20 protein-coding genes and 1 pseudogene are annotated in these 23,785 nt (G+C 70.3%); 7 read left to right on the top strand and 14 right to left on the bottom strand.

Annotated features, from left to right (window positions below; all coding sequences use genetic code 11):
* Positions 1-170: 170 nt before the first annotated feature.
* Entirely contained in the window at positions 171-1,253 is a 1,083-nt protein-coding gene (locus tag BFN33_RS18595) for a S1 family peptidase (RefSeq protein ID WP_069761208.1), read from the bottom strand.
* Between the two features lie 233 nt (positions 1,254-1,486).
* Positions 1,487-2,335 (bottom strand): slipin family protein, encoded by an 849-nt coding sequence (locus BFN33_RS18590; RefSeq protein ID WP_069761207.1) that lies wholly within the window; start codon positions 2,333-2,335, stop codon positions 1,487-1,489.
* Between the two features lie 89 nt (positions 2,336-2,424).
* Between BFN33_RS18590 and BFN33_RS53180 the strand changes: the two genes are divergently transcribed.
* Positions 2,425-2,970: a hypothetical protein gene (locus BFN33_RS53180; RefSeq protein ID WP_176742414.1), complete on the top strand. Its 546-nt coding sequence runs from the start codon at positions 2,425-2,427 to the stop codon at positions 2,968-2,970.
* A gap of 200 nt (positions 2,971-3,170) precedes the next feature.
* On the opposite strand, the gene BFN33_RS18580 is transcribed toward BFN33_RS53180, so the two are convergent.
* The 7 genes from BFN33_RS18580 to BFN33_RS18550 form a co-directional block, all read right to left on the bottom strand.
* Positions 3,171-4,079 carry a S1 family peptidase gene (locus BFN33_RS18580; RefSeq protein WP_069761206.1) on the bottom strand — a complete coding sequence of 303 codons (909 nt, stop codon included), beginning with the start codon at positions 4,077-4,079 and terminating at the stop codon, positions 3,171-3,173.
* A 207-nt stretch (positions 4,080-4,286) separates the two neighbouring features.
* Positions 4,287-5,072: a DUF1684 domain-containing protein gene (locus tag BFN33_RS18575; RefSeq protein ID WP_069761205.1), complete on the bottom strand. Its 786-nt coding sequence runs from the start codon at positions 5,070-5,072 to the stop codon at positions 4,287-4,289.
* A gap of 4 nt (positions 5,073-5,076) precedes the next feature.
* Positions 5,077-6,372 carry an NtaA/DmoA family FMN-dependent monooxygenase gene (locus tag BFN33_RS18570; RefSeq protein WP_069761204.1) on the bottom strand — a complete coding sequence of 432 codons (1,296 nt, stop codon included), beginning with the start codon at positions 6,370-6,372 and terminating at the stop codon, positions 5,077-5,079.
* Positions 6,369-7,424, bottom strand: a complete 1,056-nt coding sequence (locus BFN33_RS18565) for an LLM class flavin-dependent oxidoreductase (protein WP_069761203.1) — start codon at positions 7,422-7,424, stop codon at positions 6,369-6,371. Before BFN33_RS18565 ends, BFN33_RS18570 begins: the two co-directional genes overlap by 4 nt.
* Complete coding sequence (locus BFN33_RS18560; protein WP_069761202.1) at positions 7,424-8,185, bottom strand: amino acid ABC transporter ATP-binding protein; 762 nt, start codon at positions 8,183-8,185, stop codon at positions 7,424-7,426. Before BFN33_RS18560 ends, BFN33_RS18565 begins: the two co-directional genes overlap by 1 nt.
* A 28-nt stretch (positions 8,186-8,213) precedes the next feature.
* A complete protein-coding gene (locus BFN33_RS18555) occupies positions 8,214-9,968 on the bottom strand; it encodes an FAD/NAD(P)-binding domain-containing protein (protein ID WP_069761201.1) in 1,755 nt (584 codons plus the stop codon).
* Entirely contained in the window at positions 9,965-10,822 is an 858-nt protein-coding gene (locus BFN33_RS18550) for an amino acid ABC transporter permease (RefSeq protein ID WP_069761200.1), read from the bottom strand. Before BFN33_RS18550 ends, BFN33_RS18555 begins: the two co-directional genes overlap by 4 nt.
* Before the next feature lie 397 nt (positions 10,823-11,219).
* On the opposite strand from BFN33_RS18550, the gene BFN33_RS18545 reads away from it, so the two are divergent.
* Together BFN33_RS18545 and BFN33_RS18540 are read left to right on the top strand one after the other, a co-directional pair.
* Positions 11,220-12,146 (top strand): ABC transporter substrate-binding protein, encoded by a 927-nt coding sequence (locus tag BFN33_RS18545; RefSeq protein WP_069761199.1) that lies wholly within the window; start codon positions 11,220-11,222, stop codon positions 12,144-12,146.
* Between the two features lie 278 nt (positions 12,147-12,424).
* A complete protein-coding gene (locus tag BFN33_RS18540; RefSeq protein WP_057614474.1) occupies positions 12,425-12,865 on the top strand; it encodes a cell division protein SepF in 441 nt (146 codons plus the stop codon).
* Between the two features lie 36 nt (positions 12,866-12,901).
* Here BFN33_RS18540 and BFN33_RS18535 read toward each other — a convergent pair whose 3' ends face one another.
* Together BFN33_RS18535 and BFN33_RS18530 are read right to left on the bottom strand one after the other, a co-directional pair.
* Positions 12,902-14,074 (bottom strand): acyl-CoA dehydrogenase family protein, encoded by a 1,173-nt coding sequence (locus tag BFN33_RS18535; RefSeq protein ID WP_069761198.1) that lies wholly within the window; start codon positions 14,072-14,074, stop codon positions 12,902-12,904.
* Between the two features lie 100 nt (positions 14,075-14,174).
* Complete coding sequence (locus BFN33_RS18530) at positions 14,175-15,776, bottom strand: MFS transporter (protein WP_069761197.1); 1,602 nt, start codon at positions 15,774-15,776, stop codon at positions 14,175-14,177.
* 261 nt (positions 15,777-16,037) lie between these two features.
* Here BFN33_RS18530 and BFN33_RS18525 point away from each other — a divergent pair, with 261 nt between their 5' ends.
* Together BFN33_RS18525 and BFN33_RS18520 are read left to right on the top strand one after the other, a co-directional pair.
* Complete coding sequence (locus tag BFN33_RS18525; RefSeq protein ID WP_069761859.1) at positions 16,038-17,216, top strand: mannosyltransferase family protein; 1,179 nt, start codon at positions 16,038-16,040, stop codon at positions 17,214-17,216.
* Between the two features lie 236 nt (positions 17,217-17,452).
* Positions 17,453-18,484 carry a phosphatase PAP2 family protein gene (locus BFN33_RS18520; RefSeq protein WP_069761196.1) on the top strand — a complete coding sequence of 344 codons (1,032 nt, stop codon included), beginning with the start codon at positions 17,453-17,455 and terminating at the stop codon, positions 18,482-18,484.
* A 98-nt stretch (positions 18,485-18,582) separates the two neighbouring features.
* Here BFN33_RS18520 and BFN33_RS18515 read toward each other — a convergent pair whose 3' ends face one another.
* Positions 18,583-18,798: an I78 family peptidase inhibitor gene (locus BFN33_RS18515; RefSeq protein WP_069761195.1), complete on the bottom strand. Its 216-nt coding sequence runs from the start codon at positions 18,796-18,798 to the stop codon at positions 18,583-18,585.
* A gap of 365 nt (positions 18,799-19,163) precedes the next feature.
* Here BFN33_RS18515 and ctaD point away from each other — a divergent pair.
* Positions 19,164-20,690, top strand: a pseudogene (gene ctaD, locus BFN33_RS18510) (cytochrome c oxidase subunit I); the annotation flags it as partial.
* 43 nt (positions 20,691-20,733) lie between these two features.
* On the opposite strand, the gene BFN33_RS49860 reads toward ctaD, so the two are convergent.
* Positions 20,734-21,774, bottom strand: a complete 1,041-nt coding sequence (locus tag BFN33_RS49860) for a YafY family protein (protein WP_079140882.1) — start codon at positions 21,772-21,774, stop codon at positions 20,734-20,736.
* 62 nt (positions 21,775-21,836) lie between these two features.
* Between BFN33_RS49860 and BFN33_RS18505 the strand changes: the two genes are divergently transcribed.
* Positions 21,837-22,991, top strand: coding sequence for an epoxide hydrolase family protein (locus BFN33_RS18505; RefSeq protein WP_069761193.1), 1,155 nt, complete (start codon positions 21,837-21,839; stop codon positions 22,989-22,991).
* Here BFN33_RS18505 and BFN33_RS18500 read toward each other — a convergent pair.
* Positions 22,980-23,783 (bottom strand): hypothetical protein, encoded by an 804-nt coding sequence (locus tag BFN33_RS18500; RefSeq protein ID WP_069761858.1) that lies wholly within the window; start codon positions 23,781-23,783, stop codon positions 22,980-22,982. The two genes, BFN33_RS18505 and BFN33_RS18500, sit on opposite strands and share 12 nt — an antisense overlap.
* Positions 23,784-23,785: the final 2 nt, after the last annotated feature.

The following is a 23,785-nucleotide window of genomic DNA, read 5'->3' as shown; positions in this document are numbered from 1 at the left end:
ATAGACCAAAAGTCGAACGTGTGTACGATGCCGATCGGATCGGCTCCCACCTGCGGAAACGACTGTTCGGACCCGGATTGCGGCGTTTGTTGTCGCGGCCGGCGCGACACGCAAAAGCCCCGCCCCCACACACACAGGGGACGGGACTCCGCGCACCACCGAACCGACCGTCAGCCGATCGACGCCCCGGTCGCCGACAGCGCCTCCGTCACCGGCTGGAAGAACGTCTCCCCGCCGGAGGTGCAGTCACCGCTGCCGCCGGACGTCAGGCCGATCGCGCTGCTCCCCGAGAACAGCGAGCCTCCGCTGTCCCCCGGCTCCGCGCACACATCGGTCTGGATCAGCCCGTTCACGATGTCGCCGTTGCCGTAGTTCACCGTCGCGTCCAGCCCGGTGACCTTGCCGGAGTGCACCTGAGTCGTGGAGCCGCTGCGCGTCACCGACTGACCGACGGTCGCGGCCGCCGCCCCGGTGATCGCCTGCGCGGACCCGTTGTAGAGGTCCACCTCACTGGGGTGATCGACCTCCGCCGTGTACTTCACCAGCCCGTAGTCGTTGTCCGGGAAGCTGGACAGCGAGTTGGTGCCGATCTGCTTGCCGCTCGAGTCCGACCACGTCGAGATCGCCTCGGTGCAGTGCCCTGCGGTGAGGAAGTACGGCTCTCCGCCCTTGACCACGTTGAATCCGAGCGAGCACCGCCCGCCGGAACCGCTGATCGCGTCACCACCCGCGATGAAGGGCTTGAACTCCCCCTTCGAGCGCTGGAGTTCGGCCACCGAGCCCAGCCCGTCGACCACCTTCGTGAGCTTGGTCCACTCGGCGGTGGAGACCGTGCGGTCGGCGGTGACGACGACCTTGTTGGTGGTGGGGTCGGTCACCCAGGACGTCCCGGGGATGGTCGCGTCGCTCGACAGCGTCGTACGCGCGCTCTTCAGCTCGGCCAGAGAGTTCGAGACGATTCTCGCCGAGGCTCCGGCCGCCGACACGGTTCGTGCCGCGTCCTCGTCGAGCACGTTCACCACGAGAGCCTTGGTCTTCGCGTCGTAGAACGTCCCCGCCGCGTCCGCGCCGAGATCCGCCCCGAGCGTCGAGGCGAGCTTTCCGGCCGCGACGGCCGAGAGGGTCTTGACTTCGGGCGAGGCCGGCGTCTCGCTGGCGTTCGCAGTCTGCAAGGTGACTCCCGCGGCGACCAGTGCGGTGATGCCCGCACCTGCCACGACGACCCGGCGTCCGGGTATGCGTCGATGCTTCAACTCGCGTCCTCCTGTGGGGGGTCGGCCCGGGAGGTTGTGGGGACCTCACGGGCCGGAAGGCTGGTTGACGAGCCCTTACTCTTCCGAACCGCGCACGGAGCGCACAAGGGTGACTTCCGGACGCGCGTAGAACGCGGTTGCACGCCCCTGCCATTTTTGACAGTCCACGGTCACCCCAGGCCATTCACGCTGCAAACACTACGAGCGAGTAACACTCCATCGGCCCGTGAGGTCTAGTCCTGTCCTGAATTCGACCCTTCAGGATCCGGATCCAGCCGGGGCTGCAGGGACGGACGTTGCTCCTGCACCGGTTGCTGCGGCGTCGGCGCCGCCCGCTCCAGGAACCGCAGCAGCTCGACGGGGAACGGCAGCACCAGCGTCGAGTTCTTCTCCGCCGCCACCGCCACCACCGTCTGCAGCAACCGCAGTTGCAGCGCGGCGGGCTGCTCGGACATCTCCTTGGCCGCCTCGGCCAGCTTCTTCGACGCCTGGAGCTCCGCGTCCGCGTTGATGACCCGTGCCCGCCGCTCCCGGTCCGCCTCGGCCTGCCGGGCCATGGACCGCTTCATGGTCTCGGGCAGCGAGACGTCCTTGATCTCGACCCGGTCGATCGTGACCCCCCACTCCACCGCCGGGCTGTCGATCATCAACTCCAGCCCCTGGTTGAGCTTTTCGCGATTGGACAGCAGATCGTCCAGCTCGCTCTTGCCGATGATCGACCGCAGCGAGGTCTGCGCCATCTGCGCGACCGCGAACCGGTAGTCCTCGACCCGGACGACCGCCTCGGCCGGCGAGGTCACCTTGAAGTAGACGACGGCGTCCACCCGCACCGTGACGTTGTCCCGGGTGATGCCCTCCTGCCCGGGCACCGGCATGGTCACGATCTGCATGTTGACCTTCCGGAGCTTGTCCACACCCGGAACGATCATCGTGAACCCCGGCTCGCGCACTTCCGGCCGGAGCTTTCCGAGGCGGAAGACCACGCCCCGTTCGTACTGCTTGACGACGCGCGCGGCCGCCATCACGTACACCGCTCCGGCGGACACGAGCGTCACGCCCGCCGCCACCAGCTCCTCGACCATCGCGACCCCCAGGGTCCGAACCAGGCGCTCAAGGTGAGTACTTCGACGGTAACTCCGCGGTGTACACGAAGGGGAGACAGAGGACACAGGTGGTCCACGTCATCAGGACTCGGTACGCCCGGGACCTGCGCTGGGTCGACTGCATGGCCGAGTCCCACGGCGAGGAGTTCCCCCGGGCACTCACCGACCCGCTCGCCTTCGCCGGCCGCCTCGCCGCCGACATCCGCCGCGACCCCGCGCAGCTGCTCGTCTCCCCGCGCGACGGGTTCACGGACTCCGACCGGCGGACCGTCTCCGACCCGGCGGCCGGCCAGATGCCGCCGCGCACCTACCGGGAGGCGCTGCGCGGTGCGTCGTACAGCCGGCTCGACGACGACCTCGCCCTGCTCAGCGACTGGGGCTTCGCCACGGCGGCCGCCGTCCGGCCCGTACTGCTGCGGCACAGCCCGGCTTCGACCCGGCAACCCTCGTCCAGCCCCTACTGCTGCGGCACAGCCCGGCTTCGACCCGGCGACCCTCGTCCAGCCCCTACTGCTGCGGCACAGCCCGGCTTCGACCCGGCGACCCTCGTCCGGCCCCTACTGCTGCGGCGCGGCGCCCGGGACAGGTTCTCGCCGGTCGGCCACTTCACGTAGCCGGCGGACGCATCCCCCGCGTCCGCCCGGTCCTGCGGCAGGACACCGGCCGTCTCGGAGCGCCGGAGGCCCTGTCGGCCGTACCGGACCGGCTCTGCGCACCACCGAAACGGATCGCGTCATGATCACAGCGGACCCCCGTACGGCAGATGCGTACGGGGGTCCACCGGGTGCCGGCTGCGATGCGGGCCGGTGCGGGACTAGAAGACGCTGACGCCGTAGGCGCTCAGGGCCTCGGTGACCGGCTGGAAGAAGGTCGTGCCGCCGGAGGAGCAGTTGCCACTGCCGCCGGAGGTCAGACCGTAGGCGACGCCGTTGCTGCCGTACAGCGGGCCGCCGGAGTCGCCGGGCTCGGCGCAGACCGTGGTCTGGATCATGCCGTAGACGACGTCACCGCCGCCGTAGTTGACGGTCGCGTTGAGCGCGGTGACCCGCCCGCTGTGGATGCCGGTGGTGGAGCCGCGGCGGTTGACCGTGGTGCCCACGCTCGGGGTGGCGGCGCTGGTGATGTCGACGCTGCCGACGGTGCCGGAGATCGACGAGGTCGGGTAGCTGGACGAGTACTTGACGAGGCCGTAGTCGTTGGTCGGGAAGCTGGACCCGGCCGTCGAACCGAGCGTGGTCGTGTGCCCGGAGTTCGACCACCAGGTGCCCGCGCCGTCGGTGCAGTGACCGGCGGTCAGGAAGTAGTAGGTGCTGCCGCTGCGGACGTTGAAGCCGAGGGAGCAGCGCCAGCTACTCGCATAGATGGCGTCGCCACCGGAGATCAGCTTGTTGAACTTGCCGGGGGTCCGCTTGATCGTGAGCGCGTCGGCGTTGCTGCCCGCCTGCTCCTTGATCTTGGCGATCTCGGCCTGCGAGACCGTGCTGTCGGCGGTGACGACCACACGGTTGGTCTTGCTGTCGACGGCCCAGGCGGTGCCCGGGATGTCGGCCTTGAGCACCGAGCTGCTGGCGCTCTTGAGTTCGGCGGTGCTGAACGGGGTCGCAGCGGTGGCGTTCGCGCTGGGGACCGCGATCGCGGCCGCGGCCACGAGGCCGGTGGTACCGGCGATCAGCCGGGTCCGTCTCGCAATGCCACTGCGGGGGGTGGTGCGCTTGATCCTCACGTTTCGTTCCCTCCCAGGGGAAGTCGGGGGCCCGCGTGGGGTCGGGGCCCGTGAGGCGCAGTCAGCGGTCCGGCGTCCGGATTTCGAACACGCCGTGCCCCTGACAAGCGCTGAGGGGGAGTATTCGGCCGAACGGCCGGTAGGCGCAAGGGCGCCTTTCGGCCGTCAATCTTTGAAACACCTTTGCCATCCGGCCGAACCGGCCGTTCACCGGACCGTGTTGCGCTCCCCCGCGGCGACGGCGACACCCAGGGTGTTCCCGGGCGGCGGGAACGGGCAGATGAAGTGGTCGGCGAAGGCGCAGGGCGGCAGCAGCGCCCGGTTGAAGTCGACCGTCGTACGGCCTTCGGCGTCCGGTGCGGAGGGATACAGGAACCGGAACCGGTAACTGCCGTCCCCGCTCGTCGTATCGCCGAAAACCGCCCACAGCGAGCCGTCGTCCCGGACCGCGGCCTTCAGCGTCAGTTCCTGTCCGTCGAGCACGAACGTCACTTCGCCGCCGAGCCCGAGCCCGCGCTCGACCCCGTCCGCGTTCGGCACCTGAACGGTCCGCCGGGCGTCATACGGCGTGAAGCGCCCCGGCACCGACCAGCGCGGATCGTACGGTGTGGCCTCGATGCCGCGAAACGCCCGCCGGGCCGGGGTGGCGGGGTCGAAGTCCCGTACGCCCCACACGCCTTCGCGCACCAGCACGACCAGCCTGCGTTCGCCGTACGACACCCGGGCGGTCTCGGTCGGACCGAGGTCGGCGCTCAGCCGTACCTCGCCCTCGAAGGGCCGCCCGTCGACGCTCAGGCCGTCCTCCCCGGTCGCGGTCAGCGCCACGCCGTCGTCCGCGAGAGCCCAGGTGCCGGGGAGGCCCGGGAGCCGGCCGTCCGGATGGTCGTCCAGCCAGTGGGTGCCGACGAGGGCGAGCGGCCCGTAGGGCTCGGACACCGCTTCGACGCGGTGCTCGTGCCACAGCTTCCAGGCGTCGGAGGCGTCGGTGGTCATGTGATCAGCCTTTCCGTACGGGGTCGGGGAGCCCGAGGTGGGAGCGCAGGGTGGTCCCCCGGTACGCGGTGCGGAACGCGCCGCGCTCCTGGAGCAGCGGGACCACGTCGTCGACGAAGTCGTCGAGGCCGCCCGGGGTGAGATGGGGTACGAGGACGAAGCCGTCGGCGGCCTCGCGCTGCACGAACTCGTCGAGCTCGGTGGCCACCGCGTCGGGGGTGCCGATGAGGAGCTGCCGGCCGCCCGCCTCGATCACGGTCTGCCGGATCGACAGGCCCTTCTCGCGGGACAGGGCCGCCCACTTCTCGGCGATCGCGACCGTGTCGCCGCGCCGGGTCCGCCCCTGGGTGAGGGCCGGATCGGCCACCGGATCGATGTCGGGCAGCGGGCCGTCCGGGTCGTAGGAGGACAGGTCGACGCCCCAGATCTGCTCCAGGGTGAGGAGCGCGGTCTGCGGGGAGGTCTGCTGCCGTCGGATCTCGGCGGCCTTCTCCTGGGCCTCGGCGGCGGTGTCGCCGAGCACGACGCCGATCCCGGGCATGATCTTCAGGTCGTCAGGCGTACGGCCGTACTTGGCGAGCCGGCGCTTCACGTCGGCGTAGAAGATCCGGCCCTCCTCCAGCGAACTGTGCCGTGCGAAGACCACGTCGGCGGCGGAGGCGGCGAACTCGCGTCCCTCGTCGGAGTCCCCGGCCTGGATGACGACCGGGCTTCCCTGCGGCGGGCGCGGCACGGTGAACTCGCCCGCGATGTCGAAGTGCCGCCCGCGGTGCGCGAACGGTCGCGGGGACCCCTCCAGTGTCCAGGAGTCCCACAACTCCCTTGCCGTCTCGAGGAATTCGGCGGCGCGCCGATAGCGGTCGGCCCGGTCGAGGAAGCCGCCGCGCCGGAAGTTCTCCCCGGTGAAGGCGTCGGAGGAGGTCACCACGTTCCAGGCGGCCCGGCCTCCGCTCAGGTGGTCCAGGGTCGCGAACCTGCGGGCGAGTTCGAACGGCTCGTTGAAGGTCGCGTTGACCGTGGCGGCGAGCCCCAGGTGGTCGGTGACACCGGCCAGCGCACTGAGCACGGTGATCGACTCGGGACGCCCGACGACGTCCAGGTCATGGATAAAACCCTTGTGTTCGCGCAGCCGCAGCCCCTCTGCGAGGAAGAGGAAGTCGAACTGTCCGCGTTCGGCGGTGCGGGCCAGGTGCTCGAAGGAGGAGAACTCGATCTGGGACCTCGACTCCGGATCGGCCCAGACGGTGGTGTTGTTGACGCCCGGGAAGTGCGCGGCCAGATGCATCCGCCTACGGCTCATGACGCGCTCCCGTTGGTGGCGTACTGGTTGGCGGGTCTGGCGAGGCCCAGGTGCTCCCTGAGCGAACTGCCCGGGTAGAAGGTCCGGAACAGTCCGCGGTGCTGGAGCAGTGCCACCGTGCCGTTGACGAGCCGTTCCAGGTCGCGCAGTGGTTCGACGGGCGTGAGGTGGAAGCCGTCGACGACGCCCTCGCCGTGCCAGGTGGCGATCAGTTCCGCGAGGTCCACCGGGCCGCCACGGTAGAGCGGGCCCTGCGGGGTCTGCCGGGGGCCGCCCCCGCCGTGCCCCGGCTCGGCCGCGTGCTCGCCGTCACCGAGGTCGACGAGGAGGCCGGCGAGGACCCGCAGCTGGTCGGGGTGGCGCCCGGAATCCGCTGCCAGGGACCGAAGTTGTTGCCGTATGGCGGCGGCCTGTTGGGCACTCGCTGCGCGGACAAGGGCCACGTCGGCGTACCGGGCGGCGGTCCTGCGGGCGGGAGCGTCGGTGGCGTCGACCACGCGGACCGGGTGGCCCTGTGGGGGCCGAGGCACGATCGAGGGGCCCTTGACGGAGAAGGACGTGCCGCGGAAGTCGACGTGGTGCAGCTTGTCCCGGTCGATGAAGCGGCCGGTCGGCACATCCCGGATCTCGGCATCGTCCTCCCAGCTGTCCCACAACTTCGCGGCCACGTCGGCGACTTCACCCGCCTCCTGCCACAACGCGTCGGCCGGAGCCGCCGGTCGGCGGCCGAAGAGGCGGGCCTCGCCCTCGGTGGCCGACACGTCGATCCACCAGCCGGCCCGGCCCCGACTGACCCAGTCGAGGGTGGCGACGGCGGCCTGGACGTGGAAGGGCTCGGTGTGCGTGGTCGTGACGGTGGGCACAAGCCCGATCCGGCTGGTGGCGGGCGCGAGGCGGGCCAGTACGGCGAGCGCGTCGGGACCGGGCCGGGCGAAGCTGTCCCCGAGCGTCACGAAGTCGAGCCCGCCGCGCTCGGCGAGCCGGGCGAGGGTGAGGTAGGAGGCGGCGTCGAAGGCGGACGGCTGGTCGACAGCGGCGGACAGATGCAGCATCACAGCACCTTCGAGAGAAAGGACCGCGTGCGGTCGTGCCGCGGGGCGTCCAGCACGTCGGCCGGCGGGCCCTGTTCGACGATGCGTCCGTCGTCCATGAACACGACGGTGTCGGCGACCTCGCGGGCGAAGCCGACCTCGTGGGTGACGACGATCATCGTGGTGCCCTGGCGGGCCAGGTCCTTGATGACGTCGAGGACTTCGCCGACCAGTTCGGGGTCGAGCGCGGAGGTCGGTTCGTCGAACAGCAGCAGCCGGGGTTCCAGCGCCAACGCCCTCGCGATCGCGACCCGTTGCTGCTGCCCGCCGGAGAGCTGCCGGGGATGGGCGTCGGCCTTGTCGGCGAGCCCCACCCGGTCGAGCAGCCGCCGTGCCGCCTCGACGGCCTCCTTGCGCGGCCGCTTCAGCGCGGAGACCGGGGCCTCGACGACGTTGTCCAGCACGGTCAGATGCGGGAACAGGTTGAAGTTCTGGAAGACGAAGCCGATCCGCGTGCGCTGTCTGAGCACCTCGCGCTCGGGCAGCTCGTACAGCTTGTCGCCGGAGCGCCGGTACCCGATCAGCTCCCCGTCCACGCTGATCGCGCCCCGGTCCACCTTCTCCAGGTGGTTGACCGTGCGCAGCAGCGTCGACTTGCCGGAGCCGGACGGACCGAGGATCACGGTGACCTCGCCGGTGTGCACGGCGAGGTCGATGCCCTTGAGCACCTCCAGTGACCCGAAGCTCTTGTGGACGGACCTGATGTCGACCATGACACTCATCGCTGGACTTCCCTGTCTTCCAAGTGACTTAGGCGGCCGCACGACCGGCGAGCTCACCGAGGAGCAGCAGCGCGGCCCGCGCGGTCGCGTCGTTCTGCCGGAACGCGGGCCCGCCGGTGCGCGGCCGGGTGAAGGCGCCAGGGGTACGGCCGTCGGTGTGCGGGCCGAGCGCGAAGAGCCGTGGGTGGGGCCGTCCGGACCGGTCCAGGACCCGTCCGTCGGCACGGTCCACGCGCAACAGTCCGTCCGGGGTCTCGGCGACCCCTTCGGCGTGCAGCTCGCGCAGCAGCGGATCGAGGGCCCGCCGGACCGTCGGCTCGGGCAGCCGCGCCTCGACCAGCGCCCGCGCCACGACCGAGAAGTCCGGCACGGTGGGGCTCGACGCCCGGAACACCCCGTCCTCGGCGCGTACTTCCATGTCCGCCCCGACGAACCTGAGCACTCCGGCGCGGGACAGCGCGAGCAGCTGCCGCAGCCGGGGTCCGGGCGGTCCGGAGGCCAGATAGCTGAAGAACCCGTGCCACCATCCGCCGATGTCCCCGAGCCGGACCAGCTGCCCGTAGACGGAGAGCAGCCCGAGGAACACGGCCAGGTCCGGGCTCTGTGCGGGGTCATGACGGCGGTTGAGGTCGGCCTCCACATACTCCCGCAGCCCGTCCTGGAACTCCTCGTGCGTCGCGTACCGCACCCCCTGCAGCGGCCGGTCGAGCGCGGCGAGGTCGAGCCGGTCACGGGGGTCGGGCACGGCGGAGGCTGCGAGAGCCAGGATGTCCGTCTCGCTGCCGGCCGCGTACTTCTCCTCGAAGTCGGTCCAGGACATCGCGGTCCGCTCCGGATGCACGGTGAACAGCCGGTGGTAGTGCGCGAATCCGAGCTCCTTCACCACCAGCGGCCACACGTCCCGCCTGAAGTCGAAGCCCTCCGGCCGGGCGAGCAGCCCGTCGATCTCGGCCGGCCCCAGGAAGCGGGGCAAGGGCGGCCGCTCACCTGACCAGTCGTAGCCGATCTTCGAGTGGTACGGCACTCCGCGCCGCGATCCGACGTAGAGGACCGGCTCGCGCCCGGACGGGACGTAGGTGTCTCCGTCGTACCGCCCGCCCCGGCCCTCGGTCAGCAGCGCCATCAGGTCGACGAAGGCGAGCCCGAATCCGCGGACCAGGACCGGTTCGCCGGGCGCGAGGGCGGACAGGTCGCTGTCGGCGGTGAAGTCGGGCGGGAGGTGGACGAGGCCGTGCTCCTCGGCGTACGCGGCCAACGCGCTCTGCTCGTCGTCCAGTTCGGCGTCCAGATGACCGAGGGCCAGGACGACGAGGTCGGCGAGGAGCGGACGCGTCCGGCCCTCCAGCCAGACCTGCTGCCGGCCCTCGCGCGGACCGCTGACCCGTACGGCACGCCTCGGGTGGTGGTGGACGACGACCCCCTCCGGCAGCGCGGCCACCGCCTGCTCATGCACCCAGCGCAGATATGCGCCCTGGAGTTGCCGGTCCGCGAAGGTGCGGCCGTCGATGCCGGCCCATTCGTGCAGCGTGGGGCCGGGGCGCACGGGTCCGGCCATGTCCACGGTCTCGTCGGTGAACATGGTGACGTCCTCGGCGTGCGAGTTCATCCACAGCAGCGGCGACTGCGCTGCGCGCCAGATGCGTCCGGCGCCGGGCGGGTGCGGGTCCACCAGGTGCAGGTCGAGGCCCTGACCGTCGTACAACTCGGGGGCGTTGGCGGCGATCCGCTCGATCAGACCGGTCCCCCGCGGCCCGGCACCGACGATCACCAGCGAGCGCCTCATCGGGTGCGCTCCGAGCCTCGGGCGTAGCGCTTCTCCAGGTAGTGCTGGCCGACGCCGAGCACCGAGGTGACGACGGTGTACCAGACGGTCGCGACCATCAGCAGGGGGATGACCTGGTAGGTGCGGTGGTAGACGAGCTGCACGGAGTAGAGCAGGTCCTGCACGGCGATCACGCTGACGATGGAGGTGCCCTTGAGGGTGCCGATCAGCATGTTCCCGGCCGGGGGCACGATGGAGCGCATCGCCTGCGGCAGCACGATCCGCCACCAGCGCCGCCATCGGCTGAGCCCGAGCGCCTGCGCGGCCTCGATCTGCCCGCGGTCGACGGAGAGGATCCCGCCGCGCACGACCTCGGCGGCGTAGGCGGCCTCGTGCAGGGTCAGGCCGATGACCGCGACGGTGACCGGGCCGAGCAGGTCGACCGTCCGCACCCCGAGGATGTGCGGGTACAGCGCCCCGATGTTGAACCAGAGCAGCAGCTGCACCAGGATCGGGATCGACCGGAACAGCCAGACGTATCCCCAACTCACGCTTCTGAGCACCGGGTTGGCGGACAGCCGGGCCGCCGCGAGCAGCGCGCCCAGGACGAAGCCGAGCGTCATCACGACCGCGGTCAGCCAGAGCGTGAGCCACAGCCCGCGCAGCACCGCGTCGGTGGTGAAGTAGTTGGCGACGACGTCCCACTGGAAGGCGTCGTTGCGCAGCACGGAGTTGACGGCGAGCCCGAGCAGTACGAGAACGGCGACGGCGGCCGTCCATTGACCGAGACGGCGGCGCGGGACGATCCGCAGGGAATCCGCGTACTCCGGTATGCCGGGTGCGGAGGAGGTTTTGGCGAGGGTGTCGGAGGACATGCGAGGGCTCCGTGGCATCGAGTTTCGGTAGAACTCGGACGGGTGCCTTCACACGGGTGCGGCCGAGCCCCTCAGCAGGGCCGCCCTTCGAGACTACGGGTGCGTTTCCCCTCGTTGTCAAGGCTGTCCACACTGTGAGCCGTACGTCTCATGTCAGTTGACGGCAAACCGGATGCCTGTTCCACTTGCCCCATGCATCCACAGCAGTGGCTGGTCAAGCGCTCCCACATCGACTTCGGTCGCGTGTGGTCCTCTTCCTGTTGAGCTGACCCACTGCGCGCCCTGATTCCTCAGGGCGCCTTTCGCGTTCTCCTTCCTCGCCTTCGCGCATCCTCCCCGCCTTCACACGCGCCCTCCCCTCACTCAGCGTTCCTCGCTTCCAGGAGACCGCCCCACTGTGCGCTCATTCACGCATGCCCGAAACAGACTTCTCATCCCCTTCGCCCTCATCACCACGGGCACCCTGCTGCTTACCGCGTGCGGCTCGGGCGCGGACGACACCGCCACGGCCTCGGCCCGCGCCGACGCGATCCCCACCACCGACGTCGTCTCCGCGATCAAGAAGGATGACGCGGCGGCCAGGCTGCTGCCGTCCGGCACCACGAGCCTGACCCTCGCCGTCAGTGTCTCCGGCCAGCCGCCGGGCACCTCGATCCTGGACGACGGCAAGACCCTGGCAGGCCAGGACGTCGACTTCGCCAACGCGGTCGCCAAGGTCCTCGGCATCAGGCTGAAGACGGAGCAGGCGAGCTTCGAGGCGATCCTGCCGGCTCTCGACAGCGGCAAGTACGACCTCGGCGTCGGTAACTTCGGCGTGACCGACGAGCGCCGCAGGACGATCGACTTCGTCACCTACATCAACGACGGCCAGGGCTTCGCCACCCGCAGCGACAGCAAGCTCACCAAGGTCACCGACCTGACCCAGCTGTGCGGTCTGAATGTGGCGACCGGCGCGGGCACGACGTTCGAAGCCACGCTGGAGGACAACAAGCACCTCTGCAAAAAGCCGTACAAGGTACAGACCTACAACGAGCAGGGCGCGATCTGGTCCTCACTCCAGCAGGGCCGCAGCGACGTCGTGATGTCCACGATCAACGGCCTGCGTTACGCGGTGGCCCACCAGCAGGGCGTCAAGTTCCTCAACGAGTACCACCGCCTGGACGTGGGTTTCGCCTTCAAGAAGGGCACGCCGCTGGCCAAGGCGTTCCAGGCGGCGGTGAATGACCTCATCAAAAACGGCACCTACGCCAGGATCCTCGAGAAATGGGGCACCACGGGCTCGGCGACGACCACCTCCCGCATCTCCCCACCCGAACTGAAGTAACGCCCTGACCTGAGGTTTCGTCAGAGCTACGCGTTGTCGGACCCGTTCACCCGTACGCCCCACCCCTCACCCATACGCCGTGAAGAATCATATTTCACTCACAGTCAGCAGCCGTATGGGATACGACCCTTGGGGTACCTGGCCTCTCGACGTATTCGCTGTGCACCAGTACCGTCACAAACCCCCCGCGCGGCGGCTATCCACTTGGCGCGCGATCCGCATCATGGATGACCATAGGGATACAGAAGCAAGAGAGACCGCTGTGAGAGGAGGCGTCCATGGGATCGGTGCGCAAAGCGAGTGCCTGGCTGGGCCTCGTTGACGACAACGATGACGAGCGTTACTACGACGACGACGGATACTCCGAAGGGACCGAGCCCGGGGATGCCTGGGTCACCGACCCGCGGGTCAAGGTGGCTTCGGACGTCGCCGAGGAGAAGGGCCGCCGGATCGGCACGGTGACCCCGGACAGCTTCCGGGACGCCCGCGCCATCGGCGAACTGTTCCGCGAAGGCGTGCCCGTCATCATGAACCTCACCGCGATGGAGGCCTCCGACGCCAAGCGCGTCGTCGACTTCGCGGCCGGGCTGATCTTCGGACTGCGCGGCTCCATCGAGCGCGTGTCCACCCGGGTGTTCCTGCTGTCCCCCGCCAACACGGAGATCGTGAACGGCGACCCGGCCGCGCACCGCACGGACGGCTTCTTCAACCAGAGCTGAGGCAGGGCCGCTCGCCGGCCCTGCCCCGCGCAGGGTCTACCGGAAGGCGTCCAGTCCGGTGAGCGCCTTGCCCAGCACCAGTTGGTGCATCTCCACGGTGCCCTCGTACGTCAGCACCGACTCGAGGTTCGTCGCGTGCCGCATGACGGGGTATTCGAGGGAGATCCCGTTGGCCCCGAGGATCGTCCGCGCCGTACGGCAGATCTCGATGGCCTCGCGGACGTTGTTGAGTTTGCCGAAGCTGACCTGCTCGGGACGCAGGCGGCCGGCGTCCATGCGCCGCCCCAGATGGTGGGCGAGCAGAATCCCCTTGTGCAGTTCGACCGCCATGTCGGCGAGTTTGGCCTGCGTGAGCTGGAAGCCCCCGATCGGCCGTCCGAACTGCTCCCGCGTCTTCGCGTAGTCGACGGCGGTCTCGAAACACGACCGCGCCGCCCCCATGGCCCCCCATACGATCCCGTACCGGGCGTGCGACAGACAGCTGAGCGGCCCCTTGAGCCCCACGACCTCCGGCAGGACGGCATCGCCGGGCAGCCGCACGTCGTCGAGCACGAGCTCGCTCGTCACGCTCGCCCGCAGTGACCACTTGTGCTTGATCTCGGGCGCGGAGAATCCGGCGCTGTCGGTGGGCACCACGAACCCGCGGATCCCCTCCTCGGTCTGCGCCCACACCACGGCGACCCCGGCGACGGACCCGTTGGTGATCCACATCTTCCGCCCGCTGAGCACCCAGTCCGTGCCGTCGCGCTTGGCGGACGTCCGCATGGCGGCGGGGTCGGACCCGTGATCGGGTTCGGTGAGCCCGAAGCAGCCGATCACCTCACCGGCGGCCATGCGCGGCAGCCAGGTCTGCTTCTGCTCCTCGCTGCCGAACCGGTGGATGGCGTACATGGCGAGGGAGCCCTGCACCGAGACGAGGGACCGGATCCCGGAGTCGGCGGCCTCCAGCTCCAGACAGGCGAGCCCGTACTGCACGGCGGAGGCGCCCGCGCACCCGTAGCCGCTCAGCGACATGCCGAGGGCGCCGATCTCCCCGAGCTCACGGGCGAGGTCCCTGATCTCCGGCAACTCGCCCCGCTCGTACCAGTCCGCGACATACGGCAGGACACGGTCGGCGGCCCAACTCCGCACGGTCTCGCGGATCGCCAGGTCCTCCGGCTCCAGCAGGTCGTCGATACCGAGGGGGTCGGCGGGGTCGAACGGGGGCATGGCACATCCTCCGGCAGACGGGCGACTCGAAACTAGCAGCGCTAATTAAACCTTCGTGGCCGACGGTACAGCGCGGTGTCCCGCACATCCAGACCGGCGCTCAGGCCGAGACGCGGGACTCCGCGACCTCCCGGGGCGACGGAAGCTCCACCGCCGCCGGGGACTCGCCGCACTGCATCACACGCGGCAACCGCAGCGCCATCACCGCACCCAGCACCAACAACCCCGCACTCACCAGCAAGGTCACGTGCAACCCGTGCACGAAGGAGTCCTGGGCGGCCCGGCGCAGGGCCACGCCCGCGGGTCCACCGAGGCGTCCGGCGACCTCGTAGGCCTCGCCCAGGGAATGCCCGGCCGACCTGGACGCCGTCTCGGGGACGCCCGGCACGCCGGAGAGGCCGGGCGTGTACGCCGCGTTCATCACACTGCCGAGCAGCGCTATGCCGATGCCCGCACCGAGCTGGTACGAGGTCTCGCCGATCGCCGCCGCCCCGCCCGCCTGCTCCGGGGGCGCCTCGCTGAGCATCGACTCGTACGCCCCGAAGAGCGTCGTCTCCAGGCCGAACCCGAGCAGTACGAACCCGAACAGCAGCAGGCCCGTGTTGTCCGTGTCGCCCATCGCGGTCAGCAGCAGTACGGCCACGGCCGTGAGGCAGAACCCGGCGCTGACCATCCGGCGCGGCCCGAACCTGCGCAGCAGACGCGCTCCGGCCAGCCCCGCCGCCATCGCGGCGATCGTCAGCGGCAGCAGCCGCAGGCCGGTCTCCAGCGGGGAAAGATCCAGGACCAGTTGGAGATACTGCGCCGCGATCAGTTCGAGCCCGACGAGGGCGAGCATCGCCAGGACGATGCAGCCGACCGAGGTGCTGAACGCCGGGCGCGCGAACATCCGCAGGTCCACCAGGGGATGGGTGAGCCGCCGCTGCCGCCGTACGAACAGGACGAGCAGTACCGCGCCCACGAGCAGCGGTATCGCGGTGAAGGCGTCGAGCTCGCCGGCGCCGAGCTGCTTCACGCCGAGGACCAGGGCGAACAGGCCGCCGGCGGCCATCAACGCGCCCACGACGTCCCAGGGACCCGCCCCGCTGCCCTTCGACTCGGGCAGCAGCAGGCGGCCCACCGGCAGGCTGACCAGCATCAGCGGGATGTTGACGAGGAAGACCGACCCCCACCAGAAGTGCTCCAGGAGGAAGCCGCCGAGCAGTGGTCCGACGGCCGCGCCGACGGCGGCGACCGCGCTCCAGATGCCGATCGCGAGCGCCCGCTCGCGCCGGTCGGGGAAGACCTGGCGAAGGATGGAGAGGGTGGCGGGCATGATCATCGCGCCGCCGACGCCGAGCAGCGCCCGCGCGAGGATCAGCACCTGTGCGGTGCCCGCGAGGGCGGCGACAGCGGAGGCGACGCCGAAGAGGCCGTAGCCGAGGAGGAGGATCCTTCTGCGGCCCACGCGGTCGCCGAGCGTGCCGAAGAGGATCAGCAGCGAGGCGCAGACGAGGGGATAGACGTCGACGATCCAGAGCAGCGATATCGCGCCGGGCTTGAGGTCCTCGGTGACGGCGGGTACCGCCACGTGCAGCACGGTCGCGTCGAGGGCGACCAGGAGCAGGCTGATGCAGAGGACGACGAGGACGACCCAGCGGTTGGCACCGGCCCCGGCCGCCCGACGGCGCAGCGCTGCGGCGGCCGTGGTCGTCCCGGACATGTACGTACCTCCCAGATGTTCCCTGTGCGTTCGGCGGGCACACGGGGTGGGGACTCCCCATGATCTCGGCCGGAGAGGAGCGGTGTCTCCGGCCCGCGCAGCGAACGGCGGGTGACTCGTCAGAGTACGCGAGTTCGCGCGTAGGCCCAGTGGCGGACCTCTCAGACTCCACGCGGAACACGTGTGGTGTACACCACGTTCTCATCCGGTCCCCCGCCCCGGCGGGCGGGCCGGTTCGGCGCGCGGTCGATAATCGGGCCCGTGACCGATCTTGCAACGCGCACCGAACCGGCCCTGCGCCGAGCCGCCCCGGCGCTGCTCGGCTATGCGGCCGTACGCGCCCTGGGCCTGATCACCCTGGCCCTGTGGACCGCGGCGCGCGACAAGAGCGCGTACACCCTGCTGACGGCCCGCTGGGACGCCCTCTGGTACACGAGGGTCGCCGAACTCGGTTACGGCTACGAGGTGCGGCTGCCGAACGGCGACGTGCACTCGAACCTGGCGTTCTTCCCGCTCCTGCCCTGGCTGGAGCGGCTGCTGTCCGCGGTGACGCCGCTGTCGTACGCCGACGCGGGCTTCGTGGTCTCCTTGCTCGCCTCCTTGTTCGCTGCCTGGGGCGTCTTCGCGGTGACGGATCACGTGTACGGCCGCCGGGCCGGCGTCTGCGCGGTCCTGCTGTGGGCCGTGCTGCCCGTCGGCATCGTCCAGTCGATGGCGTACAGCGAGTCCCTGTTCACCGCGCTCGCCGCCTGGTCGCTCTACGCCCTGCTGACCGGCCGCTGGCCGGCCGCGGGCCTGCTGGCCTCACTGGCCGGCCTGACGCGCCCGGTGGGCCTCGCGGTGGTCGCGGCGGTGTGGGCGGCCGGCGTCGCCGCCTTCCTGCGGGACCGACGCGGCCGCGCCGCGTCCGGGCCGGAGCGGGGCGCACCGGCCGGGGCGACCACGGCCACGCGGGCCGCGGGCATGGCCCTCGCCCCCCTCGGTACCGCCGCCTACATCCTGTGGGTCGGTCACCGCACCGGCAAAGGGCCGCTCGGCTACCTCGACGTGCAGGCGGGGTGGCGCAACGGATTCGACGGCGGATACGCCTTCGCCCGCTTCGTCGCCGACAAGTTCACGTCGTTCCCGTCGGCCCTCGCCGGCGTGGGACTGATCGTCGGGGTCGGGCTCGTCGTATGGCTGTACGTCACCTGTGTGCGCCAGGGCCAGCCGCTGCCCCTCCTGGTGTACTCCGGGGTCGTCACGGCGCTCGCCCTGTGCGCGTCGAGCTACTTCGGCTCGAAACCGCGCCTGCTGATGCCCGCCTTCCCCCTGTTGCTCCCCCTCGCCCTGGCCCTCGCGCGCTCAGGTACCCGCAGGTCAGCCGGGGTCATCGCCGTGATCGCCACCGCGTCCGCCCTGTACGGCGCCTTCTGGCTGAACGGCTCCGGTCCGCCATGATCGACTCCGAGCCCCGATGAGCGCCCGGAGAATTCCGACCCATGATTCGGTGAACGAATTCATAAGGGCCATAAAACCCGACCCGGAATGATCAAAGGAATTGAAGGACGCAGCCGCCCGCCTTTGCGGAATCCCCTGATATAAACCTCCGCCTGAGAGGAATCCCACATCACATCGTCATCACAAAGCCGCTGATTCGACAGGGAACAGAGCTCACTCGCTGTAACGTCGATTGGGTGCGTACCGAACGAAACCTCACCCGTCTGGACCGGGTGTTCGCCAGGCTGGACCGTGAGCCGGAACGACCGGCCCACCTCAGTGTGCCGAGAGCGAGCCGGCACCGGACCGTCCTGGTGATCGCCGCCCTGGCCTTCTACCTGGCGATCGTGTGGCTCGTGGTGACCACGTCGTGGCTGGTCCGCCTCGACTGGCAGGTCATGTTCTTCCGGCCGTACCAGCAGTGGGCGTCCATCCACTGGTTCGTCGACTACTACGTGGTGCTGGGCCAGCGCGGCCCGACCGCGGTGATGGTCGCGGCCTGGCTGGGCTGGCGTTCCTGGCGGCAGCACACCCTGCGCCCGCTGCTGACCCTGGGCGCCTCGCTGCTGCTGCTGAACATCACGGTCGGCGCCGCCAAGTACGGCATGGGAAGACTCGGACCGCACTACGCGACCGTCATCGGCTCGAACGAGATGGGTCTGGGCGGCGATATATTTCCCAGCGGCCACACCGCCAACGCCGTGGTGACCTGGGGAATCCTGGCGTATCTGGCCTCCACCCCGAGAGCCCGCCGCTGGCTCTCCGCGATCTCCGCGGTGACCTCGCTGGGCGTCGGCATGGCCACCGTCTACCTCGGTACGCACTGGCTGAGCGACGTCGTGCTCGGATGGGTCGCCGGTCTGCTGATCCTGCTCGCGCTGCCCTGGTTCGAGCCGTTGATCGCCCGCGCCGAGACCTACGCCTTCGACCTGCGCGACCGCTGGCGGGCCCGCGGCGGTGCGAAGGCCCCGGCCCCGGTCACCCCCGTCACGGCGCCCGCGCCGGCCCGCCTCAAGCCGCTCACGGCCCCCCAGAACGAGACGGCGGCCCGCGAGGCCACCGCCCCGGCGCGTGGCCCCAGGTCGCCCGTGTACCTGGCCCCGGGCCCGCACACCACCCGCTCGGAGCGCACCCCGGTCACCCCGGCCGGCAGCCGCCGCCCGCCGCAGTCGGACCGGATCGTGCGCGGCACGCCCTCCCCGGCGACCCGGCCGGTGACCGGCGGCTGATCCCACCTCGGACCCGGCGGGGCCGGTACGCACCACCACCCCGCGCATGCCACAGGCCCCGGTTCCCTTGCGTGGAACCGGGGCCCGCGGCATGCGGTTCAGCCCTTCCAGGCCCGCGCCACGCGGCCGTCCTTCACCTCGAAGTTCAGCCGGCCCGCGCGGTACTCCATCGTGATGATCGCCCCCGGCGGCAGTGACCTGACCGTCGACCAGCCCCGCTCACGCGCGGTGCGCTCGGCGGCGGCGGAGTCGAGGCCGACGTAGGTGTCCGGACTGTCCTGGGGTTCGGCGGGCGGTGTCGGAATGGATGCCATACCGCCACGCTAGGCCCTGTCCGGCGGCCGCGGAAGTCCGGATCCCGCACGCCTCCTGTCACGCTTCTGTCACAGGATCACGACACGCGTTTCCCTCGCGCTGCGTCACACGGACGGGCGTTTCCCTCGCCCTTCCGCAGGTATTCGAACGCAATTCCCGCGTGTCGTACGACTTCTCCGAATGGACCGTGAGAAGGCTTGTCCGAGAACCGGCCCGAACCCCTTTGCCCACTGATTCCGGACACGCCGGAGAAGCTGACACCGCATAGGAAATACACGGTTCCGGCACAGAACCCCCTTACGCCCTCTGTCGCCGCGCACGACCGCGCGAGCATCATGGCGTGAGCCGAGCGAAGGGGCGAGCGATGGGGACGCAGACCGTGCACGCGACGGCACGACCCGTGCGGACCAAGGGGCACGGGCGGGTGGTCGTCGACTGGTTGACCACCACCGACCACAAGAAGATCGGTCACCTCTATCTGATCACGTCGTTCGTGTTCTTCCTGGTCGGCGGCGTCATGGCTCTGCTGATGCGGGCCGAACTCGCCCGGCCCGGACTGCAGATCATGGACAACCAGCAGTACAACCAGTTGTTCACCATGCACGGCACGATCATGCTGCTGCTGTTCGCGACCCCGAGCTTCGCCGGCTTCGCCAACGAGCTGATGCCGCTGCAGATCGGCGCCCCGGACGTGGCGTTCCCGCGGCTGAACATGCTGTCGTACTGGTTCTTCCTGTTCGGCGGACTGATCGTGCTGGGTTCGCTGCTCGTGCCGTCCGGTCCGGCCGCCTTCGGCTGGTTCGCCTACGCGCCGCTGAACAACTCCGCGCACTCCCCCGGCGTCGGCCCCGACCTGTGGATCATGGGCCTCGCGCTGGCCGGTTTCGGCACGATCCTCGGCGCGGTCAACTTCATCACCACGATCATCGGGATGCGCGCGCCCGGCATGACCATGTTCCGGATGCCGATCTTCACCTGGAACACGCTGTTCACGTCGATCCTGATCCTGCTGGCGTTCCCGGTGCTGGCGGCCGCGCTGCTGGTTCTGGAGGCGGACCGGCGCTTCGGCTCGCAGGTCTTCGAGGCGGGCAACGGCGGGGCGCTGCTGTGGCAGCACCTGTTCTGGTTCTTCGGGCATCCCGAGGTGTACATCATCGCGCTGCCGTTCTTCGGCATCATCACGGAGATCATCCCGGTCTTCAGCCGCAAGCCGATGTTCGGCTATCTGACGCTGGTCGCGGCGACGATGTCGATCACCGGTCTGTCGATCGTGGTGTGGGCGCACCACATGTTCGTCACCGGCGCGGTGCTGCTGCCGTTCTTCTCCTTCATGAGCTTCCTGATCGCGGTCCCCACGGGCGTGAAGTTCTTCAACTGGACCGGGACGATGATCAAGGGCTCACTGTCCTTCGAGACGCCGATGCTGTGGGCGACGGGCTTCCTGGTGACGTTCCTCTTCGGCGGCCTGACCGGGGTGCTGCTGGCCTCGCCACCGCTGGACTTCCATGTGTCGGACACCTACTTCGTCGTGGCGCACTTCCACTACGTCGTGTTCGGCACGGTCGTCTTCGCGATCTTCGGCGGGCTGCACTTCTGGTGGCCGAAGTTCACCGGCAAGATGCTCGACGAGCGGCTCGGCAAGATCCAGTTCTGGACACTGTTCGTCGGCTTCCACACCACGTTCCTGGTGCAGCACTGGCTGGGCGCGGAGGGCATGCCCCGCCGGTACGCGGACTATCTCGCCGCGGACGGCTTCACCACGCTCAACACGATCTCGACGATCGGGGCGTTCCTGCTCGGCGCCTCGACGCTGCCGTTCCTCTACAACGTCTGGAAGACCGCCAAGTACGGCGTGAAGGTGGAGACCGACGACCCCTGGGGCTACGGCCGCTCCCTGGAGTGGGCCACCTCCTGCCCGCCGCCGCGGCACAACTTCACGACGCTGCCCCGGATCCGCTCCGAGTCCCCGGCGTTCGACCTGCACCATCCGCAGTACGCGGCCCAGGCTCCGCAGCCCGAGCCAAAGAGCGAGCAAGCCGGTCGTGAGCAGTCCTGATCGCCTCGGTCAGCTCGGCCGGCTCCAGCACCTCGAACTCGAATCCCGTCATCATCACGTGGATCACCATCACGTCGAGACTCGAGGCCCCGGTGTGCAGGAGGCAGCTGCCGGGCCCCTCCGCCTCCAGCACCCCGGCGCTCGGCGAGATCCGTTCGGCGGCCCGTTCCTTGGGCACCAGCAGCCGCACGACCGCGTGTGAGGCGTACGCGCGCGTGGAGACGCCTCGCGAGACGTACGCGGCGAGATCCTCGGCGGGCGGGGTGCGCGGAGCGAACCGGGGGCCGTGCGGCGGCCTGGGGGTGATCCGGTCGACCCGGAAGGTCCGCCAGTCGTCACGGTCCAGGTCCCAGGCGACCAGGTACCAGCGCCGCTCGCTGCACACCAGGCGGTGCGGTTCGACGGTACGGCGGCTGGAGGCGCCGCCGTGGTCGCTGTACTCGAAGCGCAGCCGCTCGGCGTCCCGGCAGAGGTTGGCGAGCTCGGTGAGGACGCCCGGGTCGACGGCGGAGGGCTGGGGGTCGCGCAGCATCGGCACGGTGAAGGCGTTCAGGGCTCCCACCCGGCGGCGCAGCCGGCTCGGCAGGACCTGCTCCAGCTTGGCGAGGGCCCGCACGGAGGTCTCGCCGATCCCCTCGATGCCCTGCCCCGCGGCCGTGCGCAGGCCGACGGCGACCGCGACGGCCTCGTCGTCGTCCAGGAGCAGCGGCGGCAGCTCGGCGCCCGCGCCCAGCTGGTAGCCGCCACCGGTGCCCGGGCTGGCGTTGACGGGGTAGCCCAGCTCGCGCAGCCGGTCCACGTCCCGGCGCACGGTGCGCGGGGTGACGCCGAGGCGGTCGGCCAGGTCAGCGCCGGACCATTCGCGGTGGGCCTGGAGCAGCGAGAGCAGGCGCAGGAGTCGTGCCGAGGTCTCCAACATGAATCCGAGTCTGCCAGCGGTTGCGGACAGTTGTTGTCCGCAAGCCTTCCTACCTTGGATTCATGGCAGACAACAGCGCGACCACAGAGAGCCGTGAGATCCGCCCCTTCCGGATCGACATCCCTCAGGCGCAGCTCGACGACCTGCACACCCGCCTGGACCTCACCCGCTGGCCGGACGAGCTGCCGGACGCGGGCTGGGAGTACGGCGCCTCCCTGCCGTATGTCCGCGAGCTCGCCGCGTACTGGCGCGGTGCCTACGACTGGCGCAAGCATGAGGCCGCCCTCAACGAGCTCCCGCAGTTCGTCACCGAGATCGACGGTGCGCAGGTGTACTTCCTGCACGTCCGCTCGTCCCGGCCGGACGCACTTCCGCTGATCCTGACGCACGGCTGGCCGGGTTCGGTCGTCGAGTTCCTCGGTGTGATCGGCTCGCTGAGCGAGGACTTCCATCTGGTGATCCCGTCCATCCCCGGCTTCGGCTTCTCCGGGCCGACGCGCGACAAGGGCTGGAACGTCAACCGGGTCGCCCGCGCGTGGGCGGAGCTGATGCACCGGCTCGGCTACGAGGGCTACGGCGCCCAGGGCGGCGACCTGGGCGCGCTGATCTCCCCCGCGCTCGCCCGGGTCGCTCCGGAGTCCGTGGTCGGTGTCCATGTGAACGCCGCCTCGGTCGGTTTCATCCCGCTCGGCCCGGTCGACGAGGAGGCGCGGCAGGGGCTGACCGACCGCGAGCGGCGAAGCCTGGCGGGCATCGCCGAGTTCACCACGGACGGCTTCGGCTACAACGCCCTGCAGTCGACCCGACCGCAGACCCTCTCCTACGCCCTCACCGACTCACCCGTCGGCCAACTGGCGTGGATCATGGAGAAGTTCCAGGCGTGGACGCACTCCTCGGCCACACTGCCGGAGGACGCGGTCGACCGGGACACCCTGCTCACCAACGTGATGCTGTACTGGCTGACCGGCACGGCCGGTTCCGCGGCCCGCATGTACTACGAGAACAGCCATGTGCCGGACTGGTTCCCGACGGCGACCTCCGGGGTGCCGACCGCGGTGGCCAACTTCGGCGAGGACGTGGCGATCCGGCGCTGGGCCGAGCAGGCCAACACCCTCGTCCGCTGGACGGAGTTCGACCGCGGCGGCCACTTCGCGGCCCTGGAGGTCCCCGAGCTGCTGGCCGGTGACGTCAGGCAGTTCTTCGGCTCACTGCGGTGAGGGACACGCGGTGACGGACACCGACAGGTCGTTGTCCCGCGTGTAGTACGGCCCGGCCTCCACCGGGCCGTACGCCGTGTCCACGCGTGCGCGTGCATAGGTGAACACGGGCTTCTTGTCGGCGACGTCGTCGAGCAGCCGCGCGATCCGCACCCGCGGCCCGCTCTCGCCGTGCGGCCGCAGCCACAGGTCCCAGACTCCGGGGCCGAGGGCCGCGTACGACACCGAGAAGCCGAACCGGGCCTCGTCGGTGGTGACGTCGCTGCGGCGCGCGGGGCCCGGGGAGTGCCGGGGGCGCACCTCGGCGTAGGCGTCGGGGGTGAGGCAGGTGCCGTAGATCCGCCCCCGTACGGTCAGTCCGGCGCCCTCGATGCGCAGCTCGCCCGCCTCGGCGTGCGGGGCGCGCAGCCAGCTGCGGACGGTGAGGTTGCCCTGCCGGGTCGCATACGGGATGCGGACGGCGACATGGCCGCGGGAGCCGCTCGGGGTGCGGGCGGTGAGCGCGCGCAGGTCGGTGGCGCCGGGTGCGAGGCGCAGCGGCTCGTCGTCGGCCACGCGCGCGTACGCGTCCCAGCGGCCCTCGGGCAGGGCGACGGTGCTGGGCAGGGCGGCGCGCAGCCTTCCGTCGCCGGTCGGGGCCAGCGGCAGACCGACCTCCTCGTGTCCCTCGCGCCGGCGCAGCACCAGATGGGCCGTACCGCTCGCCCCGCCGGCGGTGACGTCGAAGGTCAGTCCGCCCGCGGAGTCGGCGACACAGTCGGCGCGCAGCGAGGTGCCCCGTCCGGCAGGCATGG

This window comes from Streptomyces sp. LUP47B (assembly GCF_001746295.1).
Taxonomy (GTDB): Bacteria; Actinomycetota; Actinomycetes; order Streptomycetales; family Streptomycetaceae; genus Streptomyces.
This window is presented reverse-complemented; position numbering and strand designations above follow the sequence as displayed.